This window comes from Olivibacter sp. 47 (genome assembly GCF_030372825.1).
GTDB classification, from domain to species: domain Bacteria; phylum Bacteroidota; class Bacteroidia; order Sphingobacteriales; family Sphingobacteriaceae; genus Olivibacter; species Olivibacter oleidegradans.
Window position 1 is genome coordinate 5661789 of the sequence record NZ_JAUCNR010000001.1, and the last position, 24075, is coordinate 5685863.

General features: G+C 40.2%; 19 protein-coding genes and 2 pseudogenes. 15 read left to right on the forward strand and 6 right to left on the reverse strand.

Annotated features, from left to right (window positions below; genetic code table 11):
* Positions 1–6 precede the first annotated feature (6 nt).
* A pseudogene (locus QT327_RS24495) lies at positions 7–1799 on the forward strand (glycoside hydrolase family 15 protein).
* A 5-nt stretch (positions 1800–1804) separates the two neighbouring features.
* On the opposite strand, the gene QT327_RS24500 reads toward QT327_RS24495, so the two are convergent.
* Positions 1805–3982, reverse strand: a complete 2178-nt coding sequence (locus tag QT327_RS24500; RefSeq protein WP_149105150.1) for a bifunctional alpha,alpha-trehalose-phosphate synthase (UDP-forming)/trehalose-phosphatase — start codon at positions 3980–3982, stop codon at positions 1805–1807.
* Positions 3983–4454: 472 nt separating this feature from the next.
* Between QT327_RS24500 and QT327_RS24505 the strand changes: the two genes are divergently transcribed.
* From QT327_RS24505 to rplS, 4 genes are all read left to right on the forward strand, one after another.
* Positions 4455–4985 (forward strand): 30S ribosomal protein S16, encoded by a 531-nt coding sequence (locus QT327_RS24505; protein ID WP_013664616.1) that lies wholly within the window; start codon positions 4455–4457, stop codon positions 4983–4985.
* Between the two features lie 328 nt (positions 4986–5313).
* On the forward strand, positions 5314–5631 hold the full coding sequence (rimM, locus tag QT327_RS28410; protein ID WP_354004800.1) for a ribosome maturation factor RimM: 318 nt from the start codon (positions 5314–5316) through the stop codon (positions 5629–5631).
* Between the two features lie 5 nt (positions 5632–5636).
* Positions 5637–6314, forward strand: coding sequence for a tRNA (guanosine(37)-N1)-methyltransferase TrmD (gene trmD, locus QT327_RS24515; protein WP_041388015.1), 678 nt, complete (start codon positions 5637–5639; stop codon positions 6312–6314).
* A gap of 122 nt (positions 6315–6436) precedes the next feature.
* On the forward strand, positions 6437–6784 hold the full coding sequence (gene rplS, locus QT327_RS24520; RefSeq protein ID WP_013664619.1) for a 50S ribosomal protein L19: 348 nt from the start codon (positions 6437–6439) through the stop codon (positions 6782–6784).
* 59 nt (positions 6785–6843) lie between these two features.
* Here rplS and QT327_RS24525 read toward each other — a convergent pair whose 3' ends face one another.
* From QT327_RS24525 to QT327_RS24535, 3 genes are read right to left on the reverse strand one after another with little or no spacing between them, the layout of a single operon-like run.
* Positions 6844–7494 (reverse strand): HD domain-containing protein, encoded by a 651-nt coding sequence (locus QT327_RS24525; RefSeq protein ID WP_013664620.1) that lies wholly within the window; start codon positions 7492–7494, stop codon positions 6844–6846.
* Entirely contained in the window at positions 7491–7880 is a 390-nt protein-coding gene (locus tag QT327_RS24530; RefSeq protein WP_289554214.1) for a cupin domain-containing protein, read from the reverse strand. The genes QT327_RS24525 and QT327_RS24530 overlap by 4 nt, the downstream gene beginning before the upstream one ends.
* Positions 7843–9018 carry a THUMP domain-containing class I SAM-dependent RNA methyltransferase gene (locus tag QT327_RS24535; RefSeq protein WP_149105153.1) on the reverse strand — a complete coding sequence of 392 codons (1176 nt, stop codon included), beginning with the start codon at positions 9016–9018 and terminating at the stop codon, positions 7843–7845. The genes QT327_RS24530 and QT327_RS24535 overlap by 38 nt, the downstream gene beginning before the upstream one ends.
* Before the next feature lie 73 nt (positions 9019–9091).
* On the opposite strand from QT327_RS24535, the gene QT327_RS24540 reads away from it, so the two are divergent.
* The 3 genes from QT327_RS24540 to QT327_RS24550 all read left to right on the forward strand — a co-directional run bounded on the left by QT327_RS24540 (position 9092) and on the right by QT327_RS24550 (position 12180).
* The gene (locus QT327_RS24540) at positions 9092–9457 is read left to right on the forward strand and encodes a DUF3127 domain-containing protein (RefSeq protein WP_013664623.1); all 366 of its coding nucleotides are present in this window, start codon (positions 9092–9094) and stop codon (positions 9455–9457) included.
* A 213-nt stretch (positions 9458–9670) separates the two neighbouring features.
* The gene (locus QT327_RS24545) at positions 9671–11473 is read left to right on the forward strand and encodes a sensor histidine kinase (RefSeq protein ID WP_041387153.1); all 1803 of its coding nucleotides are present in this window, start codon (positions 9671–9673) and stop codon (positions 11471–11473) included.
* A gap of 11 nt (positions 11474–11484) precedes the next feature.
* Entirely contained in the window at positions 11485–12180 is a 696-nt protein-coding gene (locus tag QT327_RS24550; RefSeq protein WP_149105154.1) for a response regulator transcription factor, read from the forward strand.
* Here QT327_RS24550 and QT327_RS24555 read toward each other — a convergent pair.
* Both QT327_RS24555 and amaB read right to left on the reverse strand, forming a co-directional pair.
* Positions 12177–13058, reverse strand: a complete 882-nt coding sequence (locus QT327_RS24555; RefSeq protein ID WP_289554215.1) for a bestrophin family protein — start codon at positions 13056–13058, stop codon at positions 12177–12179. The two genes, QT327_RS24550 and QT327_RS24555, sit on opposite strands and share 4 nt — an antisense overlap.
* Positions 13059–13125: 67 nt before the next feature.
* Positions 13126–14634, reverse strand: a complete 1509-nt coding sequence (gene amaB / locus QT327_RS24560) for an L-piperidine-6-carboxylate dehydrogenase (protein ID WP_149105155.1) — start codon at positions 14632–14634, stop codon at positions 13126–13128.
* Positions 14635–15049: 415 nt separating this feature from the next.
* On the opposite strand from amaB, the gene QT327_RS24565 reads away from it, so the two are divergent.
* The 7 genes and pseudogenes from QT327_RS24565 to mfd all read left to right on the forward strand — a co-directional run bounded on the left by QT327_RS24565 (position 15050) and on the right by mfd (position 24071).
* The gene (locus tag QT327_RS24565) at positions 15050–16453 is read left to right on the forward strand and encodes a tetratricopeptide repeat protein (protein ID WP_013664628.1); all 1404 of its coding nucleotides are present in this window, start codon (positions 15050–15052) and stop codon (positions 16451–16453) included.
* Between the two features lie 63 nt (positions 16454–16516).
* Positions 16517–17278, forward strand: coding sequence for a phosphosulfolactate synthase (locus tag QT327_RS24570; RefSeq protein ID WP_130854607.1), 762 nt, complete (start codon positions 16517–16519; stop codon positions 17276–17278).
* An 89-nt stretch (positions 17279–17367) separates the two neighbouring features.
* Complete coding sequence (locus tag QT327_RS24575; RefSeq protein WP_013664630.1) at positions 17368–18147, forward strand: shikimate dehydrogenase family protein; 780 nt, start codon at positions 17368–17370, stop codon at positions 18145–18147.
* Positions 18148–18173: 26 nt separating this feature from the next.
* Complete coding sequence (gene gldD / locus QT327_RS24580; RefSeq protein WP_130854606.1) at positions 18174–18758, forward strand: gliding motility lipoprotein GldD; 585 nt, start codon at positions 18174–18176, stop codon at positions 18756–18758.
* Between the two features lie 63 nt (positions 18759–18821).
* Complete coding sequence (locus tag QT327_RS24585; RefSeq protein WP_130854605.1) at positions 18822–19463, forward strand: MBL fold metallo-hydrolase; 642 nt, start codon at positions 18822–18824, stop codon at positions 19461–19463.
* A gap of 13 nt (positions 19464–19476) precedes the next feature.
* On the forward strand, positions 19477–20703 hold the full coding sequence (locus QT327_RS24590; RefSeq protein WP_289554216.1) for an FtsX-like permease family protein: 1227 nt from the start codon (positions 19477–19479) through the stop codon (positions 20701–20703).
* Positions 20704–20733: 30 nt separating this feature from the next.
* Positions 20734–24071: pseudogene (mfd, locus tag QT327_RS24595) on the forward strand (transcription-repair coupling factor).
* Positions 24072–24075: the final 4 nt, after the last annotated feature.

Below are 24075 nucleotides of genomic sequence, written 5' to 3' on the forward strand. Positions count from 1 at the left end.
TAAAGAATGAATAGACACACCTATCAAAGTGGAATAATAGGAAATTGTGCCTACATTGCGCATGTACAAACAAATACGAATATTTCTTGGTTATGCTGGCCGGCCTTCGATAGCACCTTTGTTTTTGGCAGTAAACTTGATAAGGAAAAAGGCGGTGAATTTTCAATTCTTCCCGATGGGAAGTTCCAGTCGGAGCAGCGGTATATTCCAAATACCAATATTCTGGAGACGATAATTTCTAATGAAGAGGGGACCTATAAAGTAACCGATTTTGCCCCTCGATTTAGACAATATGACCGCTATTTTAAGCCATTGATGTTAATTAGGAAGGTAGAGCGTATTAGTGGGGAGCCGCGTGTTCGCATGCGTTGTTATCCGGTAACCGATTATGGAAGGACTGCGCAGGACCGGCATAGAGGGAGTAATCATGTCGAGTTTACGGGCGGCAGCGATCACATGCGGTTAACAACGAATGTTCCTATCAGCCATTTTTTTGAGCCAGGTACTTTTGTACTTCATGACACGAAGTATTTAATATTAACTTATGGAGAGCCCTTAGAAGCGCCTCTTGAGGAGACGGCAGAAACATTTCTGCGACAAACCATAAATTATTGGCGTACGTGGATTAAACACACCACGATTCCTCCATTTTATCAGGAGGCGGTTATTAGATCGGCATTGGCTTTGAAGCTTCATCAATATGAAGATACCGGTGCATTCATTGCCGCGAGCACGTCCAGTTTGCCTGAGTCGCCGGGCAGCGGACGAAATTGGGACTATCGATATTGTTGGATAAGAGATAGCTATTATGTGTTGGCTTCACTGCTTCGTATCGGTCAGTTTGAAGAAATGGAACATTATGCCGAATTTATTTCGAATATATCTGCTAATGAAGAAGGGCGGTATCAACCACTTTATAGCATTACGGGACGAAAGGAATTAATCGAAGAGGAACTGAGTCATTTGTCGGGTTATATGGATAATAAGCCGGTTCGGTTAGGGAATCAAGCATATGAACACGTGCAAAACGATGTTTACGGCCAAGTTTTATTATCACTGCTGCCCCTGTATACAGACAAGCGCTTCGTAGGAAAAGAGAAAGGGCATTCCTCCGTATGGTTGGATATGATCATTGGTAAAATAGAGCAAACAATTGACGAAAAGGATGCAGGAATTTGGGAATTTAGAAATTTTGCCAATTACCATTGCTATACGAATCTCTTTCAATGGGCAGGAGCTAAAGCGGCCTATCGGATTGCTAAGGAAATCCGGGAACCAAAATTAGAGCAACGAGCAGAAGCATTGATTTTACGGGCTTCAAAGCATATTGAAGATTGTTATGATCCCCAAAGAAAAGTTTACACGCACGCGGTAGGTAGTGGGCATCTGGATGCCAGTACGTTGCAGCTTATTATCATGAATTATCTGGATCCGGCGTCCCAAAAGGCCCGAGATCATTTAAGAGCGCTTGAAGAGAGCTCCGAGCTGAAAATGGTCTTTTCTATCGGTATCTTCATGCCGATGATTTCGGTAAACCCAAATCGACTTTTCTTATTTGTGCCTTTTGGTATGTCGAGGCCCTGGCTTCTGTAGGAAGGACACAAGATGCGATTGAAACCTTCGAGAATCTGTTGCCTTATGCAAACCATCTGCTGCTGTTTAGCGAAGATATTGATGCAAATAATGGCGATCAGTGGGGAAACTTCCCCCAGGCATATAGCCATGTGGGGCTTATTAATGCCGTTAACAGGATTGCTGTGAAATTAGGGACACCACGATTTTTGGTAACGGGATCTTAATCCCGTTACGTTTCTACCAAGAAAGTAAGCAAATCGCGGACCTCTTCCTGATCTTCCAAATAATACTTTGCTGCTGACACATTGCTACCAACCTTGATACTAATCGCTTTTTCAGGCAGGGCTTTGAAAGTGTCCTCGTCGGTTCTATCATCACCTATTGCTAGAATAAAATCGTAATCGGTGTCATGTAAAAGATTTAGTGTGGCCCGACCTTTATTTACGTCTGCATTTTTCACCTCTACGACTTTGTCCCCATCAAGCATTTTAAGACCGTAGGCATTTAAGTGGTATTGAAGATTATCCATTAGTTCGTTTGCACGAAGCGATCCTAGTCCCTTCTGTACCTTGCGATAATGCCAGGCTAGTGAATAACTTTTCTCCTCAATAAAGGAACCTGGTGTTTTATCCGTATAATCCTCCATCAACTTTTGCACTTCACTTTTCCAGTTAGTGGATAGTCCGGGAACTTGCTCCCAATCGCCGACGCTATTCTTTTTCCAAGCGCCGTGTTCGGCAATCAATGTATAGTTTTTTGCTCCGAACCATTGTTCGAGCGTGGTGTGTTTTCTTCCGCTTATAATAACCAAGGTGTTCTTTTTATCCGCAACGAAAGCATCCAATAAATTATATAAGGCCAGGTCGGGGGAAGCTTCGTCAATTTCCTTTTTAAAGCCAACAAGCGTGCCATCGTAGTCAAATAACAACAGGCGATTACGGGCTGCCTTATATCTTTCTTGTATGGCAAGCCGAATAGAAGCTTTCACTAAATTCGCCATCGAATTCTTTTGCATCTGTTTGACATCCTGTAAACGATTCATAAAAATCTTTACCCAATGTTTGATGTTGAATTTGAAAACGACCGCTCGCATGGCTTTCATTCTTTCTTCCATTTCGGCTTTCGGCATATTTAAAGCGGTTATCAAGGCCTTTCGAATTTCTGAAATATTGTTTGGGTTTACCAGTAAAGCATCGTTAAGTTCCTTTGATGCTCCCGCCATTTCACTAAGAATTAAGACGCCGGTATTATCGTTTCGGCTCGCAACATATTCTTTGCTTACTAAATTCATCCCATCACGCATCGGCGTGACGAGGCATACATCCGCAACATTATATAAAGCAGAGATAATTTCAATTGGGTACCCATGATAAAAATAAGCAATCGGGTGCCATTCGAATGTTCTAAATCGTGCATTAATGTGGCCCACAAGCCGGTCAATCTCGTCTTTTAATCGTTTATATTGCGGTACGGTGTCGCGGGATGGTACCACAATCATATAAAGAGTAACCTGCTCAATATATTCAGGGTTTTTTGAAAGTAACAGTTCAAAAGCATTTAATCGTTGAATAATACCCTTACTGTAATCTAACCGGTCGATGGATAGAATAATCTTTTTTCCATTAAAGTTTTGCTTGAAATTCTGAATATGCGCTAATACTTCCGGATCGTTTCCTAATCGCGAAAATTTCTCACTATCCATGCCCATTGGAAAAGGTTCAGCCAGAACAATACGATTTTCTACACGCAGCCGATTTGCATCTGCATGGATGGGAAGCAAATGTGTAGCTGCGCTAAGGAAATGACGAACATCGTCAAAGGTATGGAAACCGAGTAGATCTGCCCCCAACATCCCACGCAATAGTTCTTTTCGCCAAGGTATTAAACGAAAGAGTTCCTGCGAAGGAAAAGGAATGTGGTTAAAAAAGGCAATGGACACTTCGGGTTGTTTCAGCCGGATTAAGCCCGGGACCAACAAAAGCTGATAATCATGGACCCATACCGTATCGCCGGGATTTAGTTCGCGTAGGATAATGTCAGCAAATTTTTGGTTCACCTGAACATAAGCTAACCAATTTTGGTAGTTGTAGTTTGCATACGTAGACAGGTAATGAAATATAGGCCAAAGGACTTCATTGCTAAAGCCTTCATAGTAGCGCTTAATTTCTTCTTTATTTAAGAAAACCGGAATTAAGTTGAGCGACTTTAGTCTTTGCGTAACCTCCCGTTGCTCACGTTCTCCCTGAACGTCTACTCCAGGCCATCCAATCCATATATTGTTTCCCTCTTTATAAATAGAGCCCAAACCGGTAGCTAGTCCTCCTTCACTTGGAATAAAACTCAATTCGTTATTTTCTTCAACAATCTTTACAGGTAATCTATTCGAAACGATAATTGTTTTGTTCACGATATTTTTAATTTTTTATGATTATTAACCAAAAAACGGATCAACAGTTTGGAAAAGGGCCAATTTTTGGCGTGCTTTTTACGAAGTTGTTAAATATAACAAAATTTATTTAGGGACGAAGCGTAATCGAAACCTGTTAAAGTGCATCTTTTATAGTGAGAACAATAAGAATAAACCGTAGGTTTGACATCAATATAATGAAAAAGCTTTTACCATTTTTATTGATATTGTTTGTTGCCCTCTTCTCTTTTTATTACAAAGGCATGCCGGAAAAATTGAAGAAAGGTTTTGGTCGGGTACTTGTAGTAGCCATCGTTGTGTTTTGGGTATATTTGCTGTTAAAATACATATAAGTTTAAAGAGCTTCAAATAATTGCTGTAGTTTTTTATTTTTTAATAGGAATTTTTTTTATCTTTGCAGCCCCGCAGTATATAGCTCCGGGAAATATGTTGAATACATAAATTATCTCAAATGGCAACTAAAATAAGATTGCAAAGATTCGGTAAAAAGGGAAAACCTTTTTATCATGTAGTAGTGGCAGACTCACGTGCACCTCGCGATGGTAAATTTATTGAACGGTTAGGTTCGTACAATCCGAATACGAATCCCGCAACGATAGACCTAAATTTCGACAAGGCTTTAGACTGGTTAACGAAAGGGGCACAACCTACAGATACCGCGCGTGCTATTTTGTCTTACAAAGGCGTGCTTTACAAAAAGCATTTGTTAGGCGGTGTAAAGAAAGGTGCTTTTGATGAAGCAACGGCTGAAAGTCGCTTTCAAGATTGGTTAAAAGGAAAAGAGGAGAAAATAGAAGGAAAGAAAGACTCGCTTTCTAAATCAAAAGAGGAAGTTAAAAAAGCAGCATTAGCAGCAGAAGCCAAAAAGAAAGAAGAGAGAGCAGCGGCATTAGCGGCTAAAAATGCTCCTGTGGAAGAGCCTGCTTCTGAAGAGGCTCCGGAGAATGCTTCTGATAGCGAAGAAACTACAAGCGCTGAGTAATAGAATAGCGTATTAATATTAAGTGCCATTCTTAAAGAAACATCTTAAGAATGGCATTTTGTTTTTCAAGCTATTTTTCAGGAGAGTACATATTCCATTAGCATTTACAAAGGGAATGAGTCATGCATATTGAGGATTGTTTTTATATTGGTTATATCAGTAAAACAAGGGGTTTAAAGGGGGAAGTCCAGCTATATTTTGCGTTTGACGACTATAAAAAGTTAGATTTCGATACGGTATTTTTAGAGATTGAGAAAAAACTCGTTCCTTTTTTGTCGATTCTTTTAAAATCCAATCTAATAAAACCGGATATTTCTTTTTTGAAGATGTGGAACATATAGACGCGGCAAAAGAGCTTTTGCGTAAGTCTGTATATCTGCCTAAAAGCAAAATGCCTGAAAGGGATGAAAATGAATTCTATACCTCCGATCTTGTAGGTTATTTGGTGTATGATGAGCATCATGGCGAATTGGGGGAGATTATAGCGATCAATGAATATCCCCAACAGGATATCGCGGTGGTTCACTATCGGTTTAAGGAGCTGATGTTTCCGGTGAATGATGATTTTATTGTGAAAATAGATGAAGAACAACATGTTTTGCATGTCGACCTACCCGAGGGATTGGTTGATGTTTACAATGAATGATAATTATGCGCTTTGATATCATAACCGTACTTCCGGGGCTTTTGGAAAGTCCTTTTGCTCATTCTATCCTGCAACGGGCCCAAAAAAAAGGATTGGTAGAGATTTATGTTCACAATCTACGTGATTATGCTACCAATAAACATAAAAGTGTAGATGATTATCCTTATGGAGGAGGAAGCGGAATGGTTATGCAGATAGAGCCTTTTGCCGCTTGCATTGAGAAGCTTCAAAGGGAAAGGAATTATGACGAGGTCATATTTATGAGCCCCGATGGGGAACGCTTAAATCAAACGATTGCCAATGGGCTGGCTTTACACGAGAACCTTATCATTCTTTGTGGACATTACAAAGGGATTGATCAGCGAATAAGGGATCTCTACGTTACGAAAGAAATTTCCATTGGTGATTATGTATTATCCGGCGGGGAATTACCTGCTGCGGTATTGGTTGATGCAATTGCTCGCCTTATTCCCGGAGTCCTATCGGATGAGACTTCAGCGCTCTCTGACTCCTTTCAGGGAGAACTATTGGATGCACCCGTCTATACCAGACCTGCTGAATGGCGTGGGCATAAAGTTCCGGATATCCTGTTGAGCGGTAATCAATCATTAATCGATAACTGGCGATATGAACAGTCGCTGGCAAGAACACGCGAAAGAAGGCCTGATCTCTTGGATGAATAGTTGATAAAGGCAAAAGCAAGTAAAAATAAAAAAGCAAAATAGGTTTTTAATTTTAAAATAAAATAGCTAATATTGCAGTCCGATTTTTACGGGTTAAAAATCGTTGTTAATTACTTAAAATCATGGATTTAGTAAAATTTGTAGAAGAGCAGGCGGTAGCAAAAAATGAAGTTCCTGCATTTAAAGCTGGTGATACCGTTAGCGTTCACTATAAAATTCGCGAAGGTAACAAAGAGCGTATACAGGTATATAAAGGGGTAGTTATTCAAAGGAATGGGGCAGGATCAAATGAAACCTTTACGGTTCGTAAAATGTCTAATGGCATTGGTGTTGAACGTATTTTCCCTGTAAACTCACCTAATATTGATAAAATTGTCGTTGATACATACGGAAAAGTACGTAGAGCAAAACTATTCTATTTGCGTAGCTTAACCGGTAAGGCCGCTCGTATTAAATCGAAAAGAGTATAAGCAGAGCGATTCATTCTGCGCACGAAATAAAAAAGCCTCTTAATGACAAGAGGCTTTTTTTATTGCTTTCCCTCCCATTCATTGAAAAATTGATGAAGAAAGTCTAGCATATATTGATGCCGTGATTCTGCCAAACGTTTTCCCGTTTCCGTGTTCATTTTGTCCTTTAGCAGCAGGAGTTTTTCGTAGAAATGATTAATCGTTGGAGCGGTTGTATTTTTATACTCCTCTTTGCTTTGGTTCTCTTTTGGTTTTATGGCCGGGTCGTACATACTTCTGTTTTTGTACCCTCCATAATTAAAGGCACGAGCGATACCAATTGCACCAATAGCATCCAAGCGATCTGCATCCTGAACGATTTCTAATTCTTTTGACCAAAATTCAATTTTCCCTAAGCTTGCTTTAAAGGACATGTTCTTAATAATGTTGCAGACATGTGCAATCGTCGTCTCCTCAAGGTGAAGGGAGCTTAAAAAGGAACGGGTTATTCGGGGGCCTAATTCCTCGTCGCCGTCGTGAAATTTGCTGTCAGCTATATCATGCAATAAGGCTGCTAACTCGACAACCATGATGTTCGCTGTTTCATTTTCTAAAATGAGCCTTGCGTTTTTCCATACACGTTCCACATGAAACCAATCGTGACCTGCTTCAGCCGTTTTTAGTTTTGATTGAACAAATTCTTTGGTTTTTAATATAATGCCGTTGGTCATAAGTGTTCTTGAAAATTGATGGGTTCGTTCTCCTCAAAAGCAACATAGGCCCTTAACCAAGGATCGGTACCGATCAGCTTCCACTTATGCCCTTTGCCAGTGGTATCTGTCGCGATTAAAACCTCCCCTGTTTGTAGTATGAATGTCTTTCCCAAAGAAGTGGTAAACTCCAAACTTCCCTTCAAAGTGATTACATATTGCGTCCGTGGCGCGGTATGCCAATCATAAGATGCTTTAGCGGCGGTTTCTTTGAAGTGTAGATGCCTAACATCGGTTATTAAATCGTCGGTAACGAAACCCTCTTTAAAATGAGAGTGGCCATCGGCACCGGTATACAGTATATACGCTTTAATCATGTTCAGGATGGGGTCTTCTACTTCCATCATAAAGTTCGTATGCCAGTAAGCGGCAATCCAATTTTCCATTGTAGAACTCTACCCGTTTATAGGTATGAAGCCCAATTTTTTTCGCAAGGTCGGGATTTCCTGTAAAGATAAAACCATTGTAACCTTTGCATGATTGTTTCATAAAATCACCCATGCGTTTATAGGTCTGTTCGAGTTTGGTGTGAACACCCAAACGTTCTCCGTACTCAGGATTAAAAACAATAACGCCGGAGGAAGAGGGCACGGTCGTTTGTGCAAAATCACAAACTTCGAATGTGATTAGCTGATCTACGCCGGCCGTTTTGGCATTAGCCTTTGCTATTTCCACGGCTTCTTGCGAAATATCGGAAGCAATGATTTTTAAATCCGTTGGTTTGATGATTTTTTCTTTTAGCGCTCTCCTTGCAGCGAAAAATACCTGCTCATCATAGCCCAAGAAATGCATAAAAGCATAATTCATGCGAAATAGGCCAGGTTTTCTGTTGGTTGCATGGAGCGCAGCTTCTATGGCTAGTGTCCCTGATCCGCACATCGGATTAATAAACGGTGATTTTTTGTCCCATTCCGTAGCAAACAACACGCCGCTGGCTAAGGCCTCTAACATGGGGGCTTTCCCGGGATGCTTGCGATAGCCATGTTTGGCTAAGGTTTCACCGGAAGTATCTAAGTATAGATCTGCCTTGCTTTCTTGCCAAAAGAGGTGAACAACAGCTTTATTAAGTTCCGCTCCCGAATTGGGGCGGACACCCTTCTTTTCTTTAATACGATCAACGATAGCGTCCTTTACCTTCAGGTTGGCAAATAATGGGGTTGTAATCGTTTCGTTATTAACGGTAGATGTAACGGAAAAATATCCATTAAAGTCGATCAAATCTTCCCAGGCAATTTTCTTTATTTCGCTGTAAAGCTGAGCGGCATCAGCGGCTATGAAAGAGCTGATCGAATATAGCACTTGACTCGCACAATACAAATTGAGATTGAGCGTAATACAGTCGTTCATACTTGCGCTGATTTCGACGCCGGTACTAAAAGCTCTTTTAATGGAAAAACCGAGTGCTTTGACTTCTTGCTGCAAATAAGGTGACAATCTTTTATTGCAGGTAATGATAACTTTTTGAGGAGTGTTGAAAACTTGCATAGCTTATTGTGCGAAGTTACTGATTATTGTCGCCAAAAATCCTTAATTTTACAATTTATATCGTTTTAATGTTATGGAAATAAAAGGCAAGGTACATGAAGTTGGTGCGGTACAGCAGGTTACGGATTCCTTTAAAAAAAGAGATCTGATCGTTCAGTATGCTGAAAACCCGCAGTTTGTAGAATATATAAGATTTGAAGCTACGCAAGATCGGGTTAATCTTTTTGATAACCTGGCTCCCGGCGAAGATATAGAGGTTTCTTTTAATTTAAGAGGGAGACCGTGGACTAATAAGGACGGTGTTACAACCTATTTTAATTCTTTGGTTGCGTGGCGGGTTAATAAGGTTGCACCGGAAGGTGCAGGCGCAACACCTCAGTATGTACCGCCTGTAGACATCTCCTCTGCCCCTGGAGATGACGATGATCTACCCTTCTAAAAGTCTTTCTAAGAAAAAAGAGCAAGCTACTTCTATAGCTTGCTCTTCTTTTTAAGATATCTATTAAAAACATCAGACAGGTTCTTCACACGTTTCTTAAATACTGGAATTTTTAATACTTCGTGGCATGTTTTGGTCATTTGCCTCAAGCTTGGTGTGTTAAAAATTGTTAAAAGACGTCTGAAAAGCAAGTGCTTGCGTATTTTTGTGTATATGAGGCGTAAAAGTATAGGGCTGATTATCGGGTTAATGCTATTTGCCCTTTTGGGTGTAATAGCGATGCAATATTATTTCATTCATCAATCTTATAATCTTAAAGCGCAATTGTTTGATGAGGCCGTTAATGCCGCATTAAATACGGTTGTGCTGAAAGCAGAGAAAAAGGAAGCTATTGATTTTATAGAGGCTCAAGAAGCAAAAAATATTCGTAACAAACAACTTCGGGAAAAGCAGCAACGGGAGATAGAGGAAGAGTGGCAGACAAAAGCCGTTGTTGAACGTATGCGCAGGCGCCAACGCCAAATGGAAGCTGAATATCGTGAATTGGAGTCGGAGCTAAAACGACAGTTTCCAAGTGCTACGCTTATACCAAATTGGTTCTATGAAACCTATATGCGTGATCCCAAGTTGAAAAGATTGGTAAAAGTATCACTGAAGCAGAGCGCATCAGGTATTTATCAGAATAATAGCATGGAGATATATGCCGAGCGATCTGTTACCAATCCCAAAAAGGCCAAGGACGATAGTGTACGATACGTGATTTTGGACGATTATGCCAATGAATTTGCTGTCGTGGTGCTGCCTCCGCCAAGAGATCGTCAATTAGATGAGCAGATTAAACGCTATGAAGAACAGGAGAAGATTCGGCAAGCCACCCAGTTCTTCGATTCTTATATGTCGAATGCGCAGCAACCGGCAACTTCGGTTATTGAAAATTTGGCAAATGACTTTGAATTGGCAAAGCAGCCATTAAAGAAGCGTATAAACCCCTCCTATATCGAAGCAGAGCTAAAGGAAGAGCTGTTGCATCGAAAGATAAACCTTCCTTTTAATATGGTGATAACCGAGGGAAGCGATGATTCTGTTCTTTTTCAGATGGCATCTTTTAACGGTAATTTTGACCTAAAGAACTCCTATGCCACGCTTCTATTTCCAAATAGCATGATTAAGTCTTCAGGAAAGTTGGCAATTAATTTTCCGAGCAGGACCTCTTTGTTGTTAGGTAGTATGGGCGTCATGCTTGGGTCGTCGGCGGCTTTACTGCTTGTTTTGATCGGATGTTTTACTTATACGATTTTTATCATCTTGCGACAGAAGAAAATTTCGGAGATGAAAACGGATTTCATAAACAATATGACACATGAGTTTAAAACGCCCGTTGCCACTATTATGATTGCCAGCGAATCGTTAAAGGATCCGGAAATTATTACGGACGCTAAACGCGTAGACAAGCTTGCCAGCATTATTTATGACGAAAATGTCCGGCTAGGAAATCATATAGAAAGGGTGTTGAATATTGCCAAAATTGATAAAGGCGATCTGAAGCTTGATAAGCAGGAATTGAATCTTAATGATTTGGTGGCGGCAGTTGTTGATAGCATGGATTTACAGCTAAAAAAGCGGGACGCACAGGTAGATATGCAAATTGAGGCGGCTAATCCCATTTTGTATGGTGATGAGTTCCATTTATCGAATGTTATCTTTAACCTTATAGATAATGCTATAAAGTACAGTAAGGATATTCCTGAAATTACGATTAGAACTAAAAATGTCGGTAACCATCTCCATATTATCGTAGCAGATAAGGGTATCGGCATGAGTAGGGACCAACTGTCTAAAATTTTTGATCAATTCTATCGAGTATCCACCGGAAATCTACATGATGTTAAAGGTTTCGGTCTTGGACTGAGCTACGTACATGATATTATTAAACGAATGAAGGGAACGGTAAAGGTGAAAAGTGAGAAGAATAAAGGAACGGAGTTCGAATTGATTTTACCTACTATAAAGAACTAATCTCATACGGTATGCGGAAAATTTTATTGGCGGAAGACGACCCGAATTTGGGCGAAATACTAAAGGACTACCTAGAACTAAAGGGTAAATTTGATGTTAAACTATGCCAGGATGGAGAGGAGGCTTTGCGCACCTTTAGCAAAGAAGAGTTCGACCTGTGTATCTTAGATGTGATGATGCCGAAAAAGGATGGCTTTTCACTCGGGAAAGAAATTCGAAAAGTGAACGAAAGCGTACCCATCATTTTTGCTACCGCTAAAGGTATGATGGAGGATAAAACTGAAGCCTTCAATTTAGGAGGTGACGATTATATTACAAAACCATTTCGAGTAGAAGAATTGTTATTGAGAATTAATGCCCTATTGAAAAGAAGTTCCTTCCAGGAAAGGGGTGTTGAGGAGGAGCTTCCGGTTAAATTCAAATTAGGGGAATATAACTTCGACTATACAGCCCAATTGATTAGCCGCCATGACCAACAACAGAAATTATCTACTAAAGAGGCGGAGCTCTTAAGGATGCTCTGTTTAAAGAAAAATGACGTGCTTACACGGGAAGAAGCCCTGATAAAAATTTGGCATGACGACAATTATTTTAATGGTCGTAGCATGGACGTCTTTTTAAGTAAACTTAGAAAATACCTTAAAGAAGACCCGAAGGTAGAAATTGTGAATGTACACGGGAAAGGATATAAGTTATTAGTGGGCTAATGAATAAGCTCCCCAACATGTTTTCGGATATTATCTGCCATTTTTTCTAAGGGTAAGTCATTGACATCCGTGCCAAAAGGGTCTTCAATTTCTTCGGCGATAAGCTCGAGTGATGTTAATACATAAAAAGCAAAAACAACGGCCGGTACGACAAAGTATCCGAGTGAAAACACAAAGCCATACGGTAAGGTTAGTACATAAATTGAAATAAACTTTTTGATAAAAGAGGTATAGGTAAAGGGTATCGGCGTGTTTTTTATTCGTTCACAGGCGCCACATATATCCGTGAAGGACAAAAGCTCGGCATTTAATATTATTAATTGGTCTCCGCTGATAACGCCTTCTCTGTACAATGTATCCGTTCTTTTAAAGATCATAGCAGCCACCTGATTAGGGCCATGCTTGTTTTCATCTAGGTGGTTGAACTCCGGGTGATCTTTTTCGTCTAACATGAAACGTGTTTGACTGGATTGTAAATGCTCTCGAAGTATGCTTGCAAATAAGGGTATACTCTTTTTATAGAAGCTTCGGTTTCCCTTATCACCCTCGGGCAAAAGACTTTCAATTCGCAATGCAAGGTTTCTGCTATTATTCGTTAACTGCCCCCATAACTTTCTCCCCTCCCACCAACGATCATATGCTGTGTTCGTTCTGAATACCAGTAAGATCGATAGGACAAATCCAAGCAAACTGTGCATAGAAGGAATATTTCGCAGCCAGCTTTTCTCAGACAATTTAAGGTATTCTATTTCGAGATAAGCAATCGCCCAGGCATAAATCGCCATTAAAATAAGATAGGGATATAATTTTTTTATAGTTTCAGAACGGTGAAAAGATAAAACGGCATGCAGCCAGTCTTTTGGATTGTAAATAATCATTGCTAGAAATGAAATTGTGCGTGTAAATCTAAAAAAAGAAGATTAAAATTTCATCGGATGGTAAATGCTATAAATTAAAGGTAATTCCTTGAGCCAATGGAAGCTTGTCCGAATAGTTGATGGTATTGGTTTGTCTTCTCATATAAGCCTTCCAGGCGTCAGACCCGGACTCTCGTCCTCCACCCGTTTCTTTTTCACCTCCAAAGGCACCCCCAATTTCGGCGCCCGATGTGCCGATATTGACGTTAGCAATGCCGCAATCGGAGCCGTTAACAGATAGAAAATGCTCTGCTTCTCGTAAATTGAGTGTCATAATTGCGGAAGAAAGACCCTGCGGAACATTATTTTGTATAGCGATTGCTTCTTCTAAATCTTTGTACTTCATCACATATAAAATAGGGGCAAAGGTTTCTTGTTGAACGATTTTGTAATGTGGTTCAACTTCCGCAATACATGGTTTAACATAACAAGGCGAAGGATACCCGTCTCCTTTCAAAACGCCCCCTTCTACAATGAACTTACCCCCCTCCTGTTTACATCGTTTAATGGCTTCAAGATAGGAGTTGACAGCGGCCTCGTCAATTAATGGGCCGACATGATTCGCTTCGTCCAGCGGATTTCCTATCTTTAACTGTTTGTATGCATCAACCAATTGGACTTTAAAGGATTCATAAATGGACTCATGAATGATTAGTCTACGAGTGGTGGTGCAACGTTGCCCTGCGGTTCCAACAGCGCCAAAAACACTGGCTAATAAAGCGGTTTTCGTATCCGCATGCGGTGTAATAATGATAGCGTTATTACCGCCCAGTTCAAGGATGGTTCTACCCAACCGAGCAGCTACAGCTTGGGCAACCGATTTTCCCATACGTGTTGAGCCCGTTGCGGAAAGGAGCGGAATACGTGGATCTGATGCCATCTGTTTACCTAACTCGGCGTCACCCTGAATAAGGCAAGAAATCTCTTGAGGTAGGTCATTCCTATTAAATATTTCAGATACGATTTTTTGACAGGCTAAAGCAGTTATGGGCGTTTTTTCAGACGGTTTCCAAAGACAAACATTGCCGCAAACCCACGCAATTGCGGCATTCCAGCTCCAAACAGCAACCGGGAAGTTAAAGGCCGAAATAATGCCAACGATACCCAATGGAAGCCATTGTTCGAACATTCGATGAGCCGGACGTTCTGATTGGGTCGTTAATCCATACAATTGCCGGCTCAAGCCAACCGCAAAGTCGCAAATGTCAATCATTTCCTGCACTTCTCCCAAACCTTCTTGTAGGCTTTTTCCCATTTCGTAGGAAACGAGCCTTCCAAGATCTTGTTTATGAAGCCGTAGCGCATCGCCAATCTGGCGGACAATTTCCCCTCTTTTAGGTGCAGGAACCTGTTTCCACTGTGAAAAAGCGACGCCGGCCTTTCCGACTAATGCTTCATAATCTACACGAGTGGTTATCGGGACAGTAGCGATAGCTTTGCCATCCACGGGGGAGAAACTCGTTATAGAAGGCGAGGTGCCGCTAACATTTTGAATACAAAGTCGTTCTAAAATCGAGGAAATATGAATCGCTTTCATAAAAATGCCTTTTCAATTGAATGTATGCTATACAAACCTAAAGTAAAATTCCGGAAAATATGTATATTTGTATATATAGATACAAAGGTTAGTAGGGGTTGTTTAATCCTCCAAGAGATTGCCGCTGGTGAATGTTATTAACAAAGTACTTCAAAAAACAAAATTGTAAAAGCTTATGAGACAAAGCCTTGGGTTTTTATTTATTTGTTTGTGGAAAACTAAATTCTTAGAATAAGAGTTTTAACAGTAATTTGAAGGCATTATTTCATCAGCAAGTGTATTAGCTAAGCTGTTCGTTTTTGTACATATTGGCATTATGATTGAACGTTAATAAAGATTCCGTCTGGGGTCTGGTTCTGTTTTATGTGATACGTGGAGGGGCAAAGATAAAGAACTACTAATTATTTTAATTGCGATGGAAGACGATTTTGATTTTGAATTCTCTGAAGACCCAAAGTTTTCGGTAGAACGTTACGAAGAGATGATCCGTAATGAGGATCAATACTTTTTTGACGCCCAAGCATTTGAGGGAATCATCGATTATTATATGGAGAAGAATGATCCCGTAAAAGCTCTTCAAGTAGTTGATTACGCGGTTAACCAGCATCCCTTTGCCGCCATTTTTTATATCAAGCAAGCGCAACTATACTCTGTGACCAATCAATTGGATTTAGCATTAAAGGCGCTAGACAAAGCTGAGTTATTGGAAGCTTCTGAACCCGATATATATCTTATTCGTGGCGGGATTCTTGGAACAATAGATCGATACGAAGAGGCTATTGCAAACCTGGAGAAAGCGCTGTCTCTAACAGAGAATCCGGACGAGATATTCTTGCAAATGGCTATGCTTTTTCAAAATAAAGGCGACTATGAGCAAGCGATCAAATACCTAAAAAAGAGCCTTGAGCATAATATGGAGAACCAGGAAGCATTATATGAACTGGCTTTCTGCTATGATGTTTTAGATCGGCAAGAGGAAAGTATCGGGTTTTATCTTCAATACATTGATAATGAACCATATTCCTATGCTGCCTGGTATAACCTTGGAAACGCATATCATAAATTAAGTTTGTATGAAAAGGCGATCGATGCCTATGATTATGCGATATTGATTAAGGAAAATTTTGCCTCGGCTTATTTCAACAAAGGAAATGCATTGGTAAATTTAGATCGATATGCTGAGGCGATCGATGTTTATAAGGAGACCTTTGAGTACGAGCCGCCTAGTGCGGAGACCTACTGCGCTATCGGAGAATGTTATGAGAAGTTGGAACAAATGGATGAAGCAAGGTCGTATTATAAAAAGGCAGTGAAAATTGATCCGAAGCTTGGAGATGGTTGGTTTGGAATTGGTGTGACGCTTGATTACGAAGAACGCTACTTTGAATCCTTACATTTTTACAAAAAAGCGTTGGATATTGATGATCAAAATCCGGAATATTGGTTTGCAATAGCTGATGCCCGCTATAAGTTAAAGCAAATCGCGGAGGCCGAGGCTGCTTATGAAAAGGTGGTGGAATTGAATCCGCTTGATACGGAAGCTTGGCTTGACTATTCATCGATTTTATATGAGCAAGAAAAACTTACAACCGCTATTGAAGTAATATCAGAAGCGATAAAGAACAACCCCGATGCTCCTGAGTTATATTATAGAATGGTGGCTTATATGTTTGCTGCAGGAAAATATACAGAAGCGCTGAATTTTCTGGAATTGGCCCTGACGGCGGATCCCGAAAAATATCACATACTATTTGAATATCTCCCCCAACTACAAGATAATAAGGTGATTCTAGAAATTATCAACAAGTTTACCAAGTAACAATTACATTTTATCAACATGAAAGTATAGCAGTGTTGATTTTTTTTTCACCTTTGCATTCCTATGAACTTTGAGTTAAATAATATCCCAATACGGACGCTCAAGCCTCGGAATAATGGGATAACGATGGTGATGGATAAAGGTATGAGTACCAGGCAGGCTCAAGATTTCATCGAAGTTGCTGCACCACATACCGATATAGTAAAATTGGGATGGGCAACATCCATGGTTACTCCAAAGCTTGAAGAGAAGTTACAGATTTATCGCGATGCACAGATGCCTTTTTATTTTGGAGGCACCTTGTTTGAAGCTTTTTTGATAAGAAATCAATTCGACGCATATCGGAAAGTACTTGATAAGTATAAGATGGAATATGCAGAAATATCCGATGGATCGATCATCTTACCCCATGAGGAAAAATGTAAATATATTGACATACTAAGTAAACAGGTTACGGTCATCTCGGAAGTTGGATCAAAAGACGATAAAAAAATAATAGCGCCCTATCGTTGGATCGAGCTTATCAAAGCGGAATTAGCGGCCGGGTCCTGGAAAGTCATTGCCGAGGCGAGAGAAAGTGGTAACGTAGGAATTTATCGTGAAACAGGAGAAGTGCGACAGGGACTCATTGACGAGATACTAACGCAGGTTCCGCAAGAGTCCATTATTTGGGAAGCCCCTATAAAAGCGCAACAGGTTTGGTTCATTAAATTGATTGGAAGTAATGTCAATTTAGGCAATATAGCGCCACAGGAAGTTATACCTTTGGAAACAATACGTCTTGGACTACGGGGCGATACGTTTGACCATTTTATTTCTATGTAGTTTTGCTAAGTGAAAAACATAGTAAATATATGTTTGTTAAATTCTAACGAAAGACGGGGGCAAAGGTTCCCCGGATATTATAAATAGTGATGAAGAAATTTGGATTGATTGGATATCCGCTTAAGCATTCATTTTCTAAGCAATATTTTAACGAAAAGTTCGAAAGGGAGGGTCTCAAGGATTACCATTATGAATTATTACCGCTCCCCAATATCAGCGATCTACCCGATTTATTAAAGCAGCAACCAGAGCTTTGTGGTCTTAATGTAACGATACCACATAAGATTGGGGTTATGTTTTATCTTGATAAAATATCGCCTGAAGCGAAAGAGATTGATGCCGTTAATTGTATAAAGATCGTAAAATCGAATCCGGTTGAATCTTTTTTTAGTGGAGAAATGTGCATGAAAAAGGTTCAGCTGGAAGGGTATAACACGGATGTTTACGGTTTTGAGGAGTCCTTAAAACCTTTACTGAAGAAACAGCATTCAAAGGCGCTCGTTTTGGGTAACGGCGGTGCCGCCCGTGCCGTCTTTTATGTGTTAAAAAAATTGGGGATCGACTATGAGGTGGTTTCTAGACGAGCAAATCCTAAGCAGTTTTCTTACGAACAATTAAATAAAGAAATAATTGAAGGGCATCTGCTTATTATTAACACCACTCCTCTTGGAACCTTTCCGAAGGTAGATGAAAAGCCCGAAATTCCCTATGAGTTTATTGGTGAACGGCACTTGCTTTATGATTTGGTTTACAATCCGGAAGAAACGGCTTTTTTAATGGAAGGAAAGAAACGTGGAGCAATCATAAAGAATGGTTTGGAAATGCTTCACCTACAAGCAGAAAAGAATTGGGAAATATGGAACTCATAACCATAGAGAATCGCTAACTTAGCAAGGTGACTTCGAGAGGAATAATAGTAATTATATGCGTTCTTCTTTTAGGGCTATTTTCTTCATGTGGAAGAGATTATGCGCCTAAGCCCCGCGGTTATTTTCGGATTAAGTTTCCCGACAAGAAATATCAAGCCTTTAAAGGAGCATGTCCTTTTCGTTTTGATTACCCTCGCTATGCGATTATTGAGCCAGATACCAATGTTTCGGCTAGACCTTGCTGGTTTGATGTAGTCTTTCCATCTTACAATGCCCGTATTCATCTGAGTTATTATCCGATTTCCAGCCAAAAAGTTTTTAATCAATTGGTTGAGGATGCCCGAACCTTTGCCTTTAAACATACGGTTAGGGCGACCGCCATTGATGAATCGACTATTTCATTTCCGGATGAGCGCGTGTATGGCATTTTATATTCCATAGAAGGCAACAGTGCGTCTTCGGTTCAGTTTTTTGTGACCGATAGTACCAGAAACTATCTAAGGGGGGCGCTTTATTTTCACGAAAAGCCAAGGCTTGACTCTATTCGGCCCGTATTGGATTTCCTTAAACAGGACATCAACGTAATGATCAAATCAATGAAGTGGCATTGACACACTCCGATTTGTTTTGTTGTTGTTGGAGAATGCCAAGCATTTTATCTAAGTTTGTTTATTATGATATACGTAAAAAGGTTTGAAAATAATCCCTTTGCCGAGAATACTTATATTTTATATGATGAGACGCACAACTGCGCCATAGTAGATCCGGGGATGTATACGACAGCGGAGGAAGAAAGTGTGCTTCATTTTATTAGATCGAATAACCTGAAGCCCACCTTGTTATTGAATACCCATTGTCATGTAGATCATGTGCTAGGAAATAAGTTGATTTATGAGGAATTTGGGCTACTTCCCCAATTTCATGCGCATGAAGCGGCTGTGTTATCGGATGTACAAGTACGAGCGCCGATGTTCGGTTTACGGTATGAGCAGTCGCCTATACCAGAACATTTTTTGCCAATGGAGGGTAATGTGAGCTTTGGTAACACCTCCTTGCAACTTATCTTTGCTCCCGGCCATTCTCCCGGTCATTTGTGTTTCTATAATCAACAGGAAAAACTGCTTATCGGTGGAGATGTGCTGTTTAGAAGAAGTATCGGTAGGACAGACCTTCCAGGAGGAAACCATCAATTGCTTCTAAAGCATATTAAAGAAGACCTGTATAGCTTACCGGATGATACTATTGTATACCCTGGGCATGGCCCGGAAACATATATAGGAGAAGAAAAGGTCAGTAATCCTTTTGTTAGAGCCTAAGTAACTTAATGTTATGAATACTGCCACCTTTATTGCCAAGCGGTACCTGTTCTCCAAAAAATCTGTTAATGCGATTAACATCATCTCGGCCATCAGCATGGTAGGTGTATTGGTAGCTAGTGGTGCGTTGATTGTAATCTTATCGGTTTATAATGGGCTAGAAGGTTTGATATTAAGTATGTATAGCTCCTTTTCCTCCGAATTGCGGATTGAACCAGCTTCCGGTAAAGTATTTAAAGAAGATACGGTTGTTTTTGAAAAAATCAAAAAGGATTCGCGAATAGCAAGCTATAGCCAGGTATTGCAAGAAAAGGTGCTTCTAAGATATCGGGAATACCAGTACATAGCAAACATGAAAGGTGTTGACCCATCTTATGGCCTAAATCGACCGGCAGATAACTTGTTATGGGATGGAACATTTGTGTTAAGCGAAAACGGAATAAATTATGCCTTATTGGGAGCGGGCGTTTTTACTAATTTAGGTATAAGTTTAAATAGTATTCTAGCAGAGATTGAAGTTTTCTCACCAAAGAAAGGGGTCCGGTCAGCTCTCAACCCAGCTGATGAATTTAATGTTCGGAATATTGCACCTGCAGGGGTTTTCAAAGCACAACAAGAGCTTGATGATCTTATCATTGTTCCAATTGGTTTTGCCCGTGATGTACTTGGAGAATATGATGAAATTTCGGCGATTGAAATTAACCTTAAAAAGGGGGCCGATTTGAACCGTGTCCAGAAGGATCTTCAAAAGTTACTGGGAAAAAACTATAACATAAAAAACCGGGTGGAACAAAACCCGGGACTTTACAAGTTATTAAATAGTGAGAAATGGATGGTATTTTTCATTTTAGCGTTTGTATTGGTGATTGCAGCGTTTAATATCGTCGGATCATTGACCATGCTAGTCATCGATAAACAAAAAGATGTAGCGGTATTAAATAGCTTAGGTGCGCCACATGGACTGGTAAAGCGTATCTTCTTTTTAGAGGGAATCTTTATTTCCATGATGGGATGTTTAGGTGGCTTGTTATTAGGTGCAGTCTTTTGTATAATTCAGGAAAAGTTTGGTGTGGTACGTATGGGAACAACTACCATTGTCTCGGACGTTTATCCTGTATCCATGCGATGGTCTGATTTTCTTTTGGTATTTCTGACCGTATTACTAGTTTCAGGGACTGCGTCTGCTATTTCGTCGAGATTGAGTGTTAAAAATATGGAACAATTAAAGGCTTCGGAGTAGCTTCCGAAGGATTATTCTTAATTTATTACAGTGACAATAAAAGATATTTTACAACAATATAAGGAACACAAAGGAGTCTTATCGTTTACAAAAGCACTTCAGGGAGCCAAGCCTAGAATTCAATTAAAGGGATTGATAGGATCAGCCGACGCCATAACGGCGGTTTCGAGTTATCAGCTGCAGGAACGACCTTTTATTTTCGTATTACCCGATTATGAGGAAGCAGCGTTCTTTTTGAGTGATTTAGAGGGCCTCCTGGATAAGCAGGTTCTTTTTTTCCCCTCCTCTTATCGGAAACCCTTTGATTTTACTCAAGCGGATAGTGCGCATGTATTGCAGCGAGCAGAAACCCTCAGTACGCTGAATCACGCTTCGGAATTGCCAAAGATGATCGTGACCTATCCGGAAGCGCTAGCAGAAAAAGTAATTAACCGGACTGAACTAAGTAAAAATACACTTGAAATATCCATTAATGCAAAGTTGGATATCGATTTTATCAATGAATTTTTGATAGAGTACGACTTTGAGCGAGTGGATTTTGTGTACGAACCGGGACAATTTGCAATTAGGGGAGGGATCGTTGATATTTTTTCATTCTCAAATGATTTACCCTATCGCATTGAGTTCTTTGGCAACCTTGTGGAAAGTATACGCACATTCGATACAGAGAATCAACTTTCTGTTAATAAGATTCATACGGTAACAATTGTTCCAAATGTGCAGGCGAAGTTTCTAACAGAGAACAATATTTCTTTACTGGAATATATCGATAGTGACGCCGTCATCTGGATTAAAGATGTTCAATTTACCCTTGACATTGTGCAATCTGGATACAAAAATGCCAGCAAACTTTGGTCCGCTTTATCGGCCCAGGACAAAGAACATAACCCCGAATGGATCGATCCTAAATTCAGCTTCACGGATGAAAAGATGCTTGCGAACCTGTTACAGGATTTTCCGGTAGTTGAGTTCGGTAAGCAATTTTTCTACGATGCTGATCATCAAATTCAATTTAATCAGCGACCTCAGCCCTCTTTCAACAAAGATTTTGGACTACTTATTCACAATATAAAGGAAAATGAGGAGAAGAAAATCACCAATTGTATTTTTAGCGACTCTCCGAAACAGATCGAAAGGTTGTTTGCCATTTTAGATGATCTGGATAAAACGGTCAAATTTATTCCCATAAGTATTGCCTTACGTGAAGGATTTAGCGATGAAGAGCTCAAACTAGCTTGCTATACGGACCATCAAATTTTTGATCGCTATTATAAATATAAACATAAAAAAGGCTATGCCCGGTCACAAGCGATTACTTTAAAAGAACTTCGTGACCTTAAACCCGGCGATTATATTACTCATATTGATCACGGGATAGGTAAATATGCGGGCTTGGAAAAAGTAGAAGTTAATGGCAAAATGCAGGAAATGATTCGCCTGGTTTACGCCGACAACGATCTGCTATATGTTAATATAAACTCCTTAAATCGGATTAGCAAGTATACGGGTAAAGATGGTACTGTTCCTAAAATGAATAAATTAGGAACCGATACTTGGGATAAGCTAAAAAGAACCACTAAAAAAAAGTTAAAGATATTGCCCGCGATCTGATTAAGCTATATGCTCAACGGAAAGCGCAAACGGGGAATGCTTTCAGCCCGGACACTTATTTGCAAACGGAATTGGAAGCCTCCTTTATTTATGAGGATACACCAGACCAAGAAAAGGCGACCAACGATGTAAAAAAAGATATGGAGGCACCGCATCCGATGGATCGGCTCGTATGTGGTGATGTCGGTTTTGGAAAAACAGAGGTAGCTGTACGGGCTGCTTTTAAGGCAGTCGCTGATAGTAAGCAGGTGGCGGTGTTGGTTCCTACAACAATTTTGGCATTACAACATCACAGGACCTTTTCCGAACGGTTAAAGGGATTTCCTTGTAATATTGACTATATCAACCGGTTTAAAACGAGCAAAGAAATAAAGGACACGTTGAAGCGACTCGCCGAGGGTGAAATTGATATTGTGATCGGAACGCATCGCCTGGTAAGCAAAGATGTGAAATTCAAGGATCTCGGACTATTGATTATTGATGAAGAACAGAAATTTGGTGTAGGTGTTAAAGAGAAGCTTAAGCAATTGCGTGTTAATGTTGATACGCTGACGCTTACTGCTACGCCGATTCCTCGGACACTTCATTTTTCGTTGATGGGAGCAAGAGATTTAAGCATCATAAGCACTCCTCCGCCAAATCGTCAACCTGTACAAACGGAATTGCATGTATTTAATGAAAAACTGATACAAGAGGCTGTGGCCTATGAAATTAATAGAGGCGGGCAGGTCTTCTTTATCCACAATCGGGTGCAGGATCTTCGCCAATTGGGAGCTTTGATCACTAAGCTGGTGCCAAATGCAAGATGTGGTGTTGCCCATGGGCAATTGGAAGGTGATGCCTTAGAGGATGTCATGCTCAAATTTATTAATCATGAGTTTGATGTGTTGGTGGCCACAACGATTATTGAGGCGGGTTTGGATATTCCGAACGCAAATACCATTATTATTAACCATGCGCATATGTTCGGCCTAAGCGATTTACATCAAATGCGAGGGAGAGTGGGTCGATCCAACAAAAAGGCTTTTTGTTATTTATTGTCTCCTCCCCTTTCGACCCTTACACCCGAGGCACGTAAACGTCTGAGCGCCATTGAAGAATTTAGTGAACTGGGAAGTGGGTTCAATGTAGCGATGAGGGATTTGGACATTCGTGGAAGCGGAAATCTATTAGGTGCAGAACAAAGTGGTTTTATCGCAGAAATAGGCTTTGAAATGTACCATAAGATTTTGGACGAAGCTATCCAAGAATTGAAAGACGATGAATTTGAAGGGTTGTTTAAGGAGGAAAAGGCTAGAGTATATGTTAATTTTACGCAAATAGACACGGATTTAGAGGTATACATTCCGGATTCTTATGTAACCAATGTAGGTGAACGTTATAATCTATACAATCAAATGGCGTCGTTAAAGACCGAAAATGAAATCGAGTCTTTCGAGCAGGATTTGGCCGACCGTTTCGGGCCGGTACCATTGCCGGTAAAGGAGTTGCTAAATACGCTTCGTTTACAATGGCTTGGTAAAGAAATAGGTTTTGAGAAGATATCCTACAAAAAGAACGTGCTTCGGGGGTACTTCATTAGCAATAAAAAATCACCGTATTTTGAAAGTGAACGATTTGGAAAGGTTTTGCAGTTTGTTCAGCAAAATCCATCGGTTTGTAACCTAAAAGAAGTAAAAGGAAGTTTGCGTATCGGATTCGACAGAATTCAAAGCGTGGATGAAGCTGTTATGCTTCTTCAGGAATTAGCCCGTTAAGCGT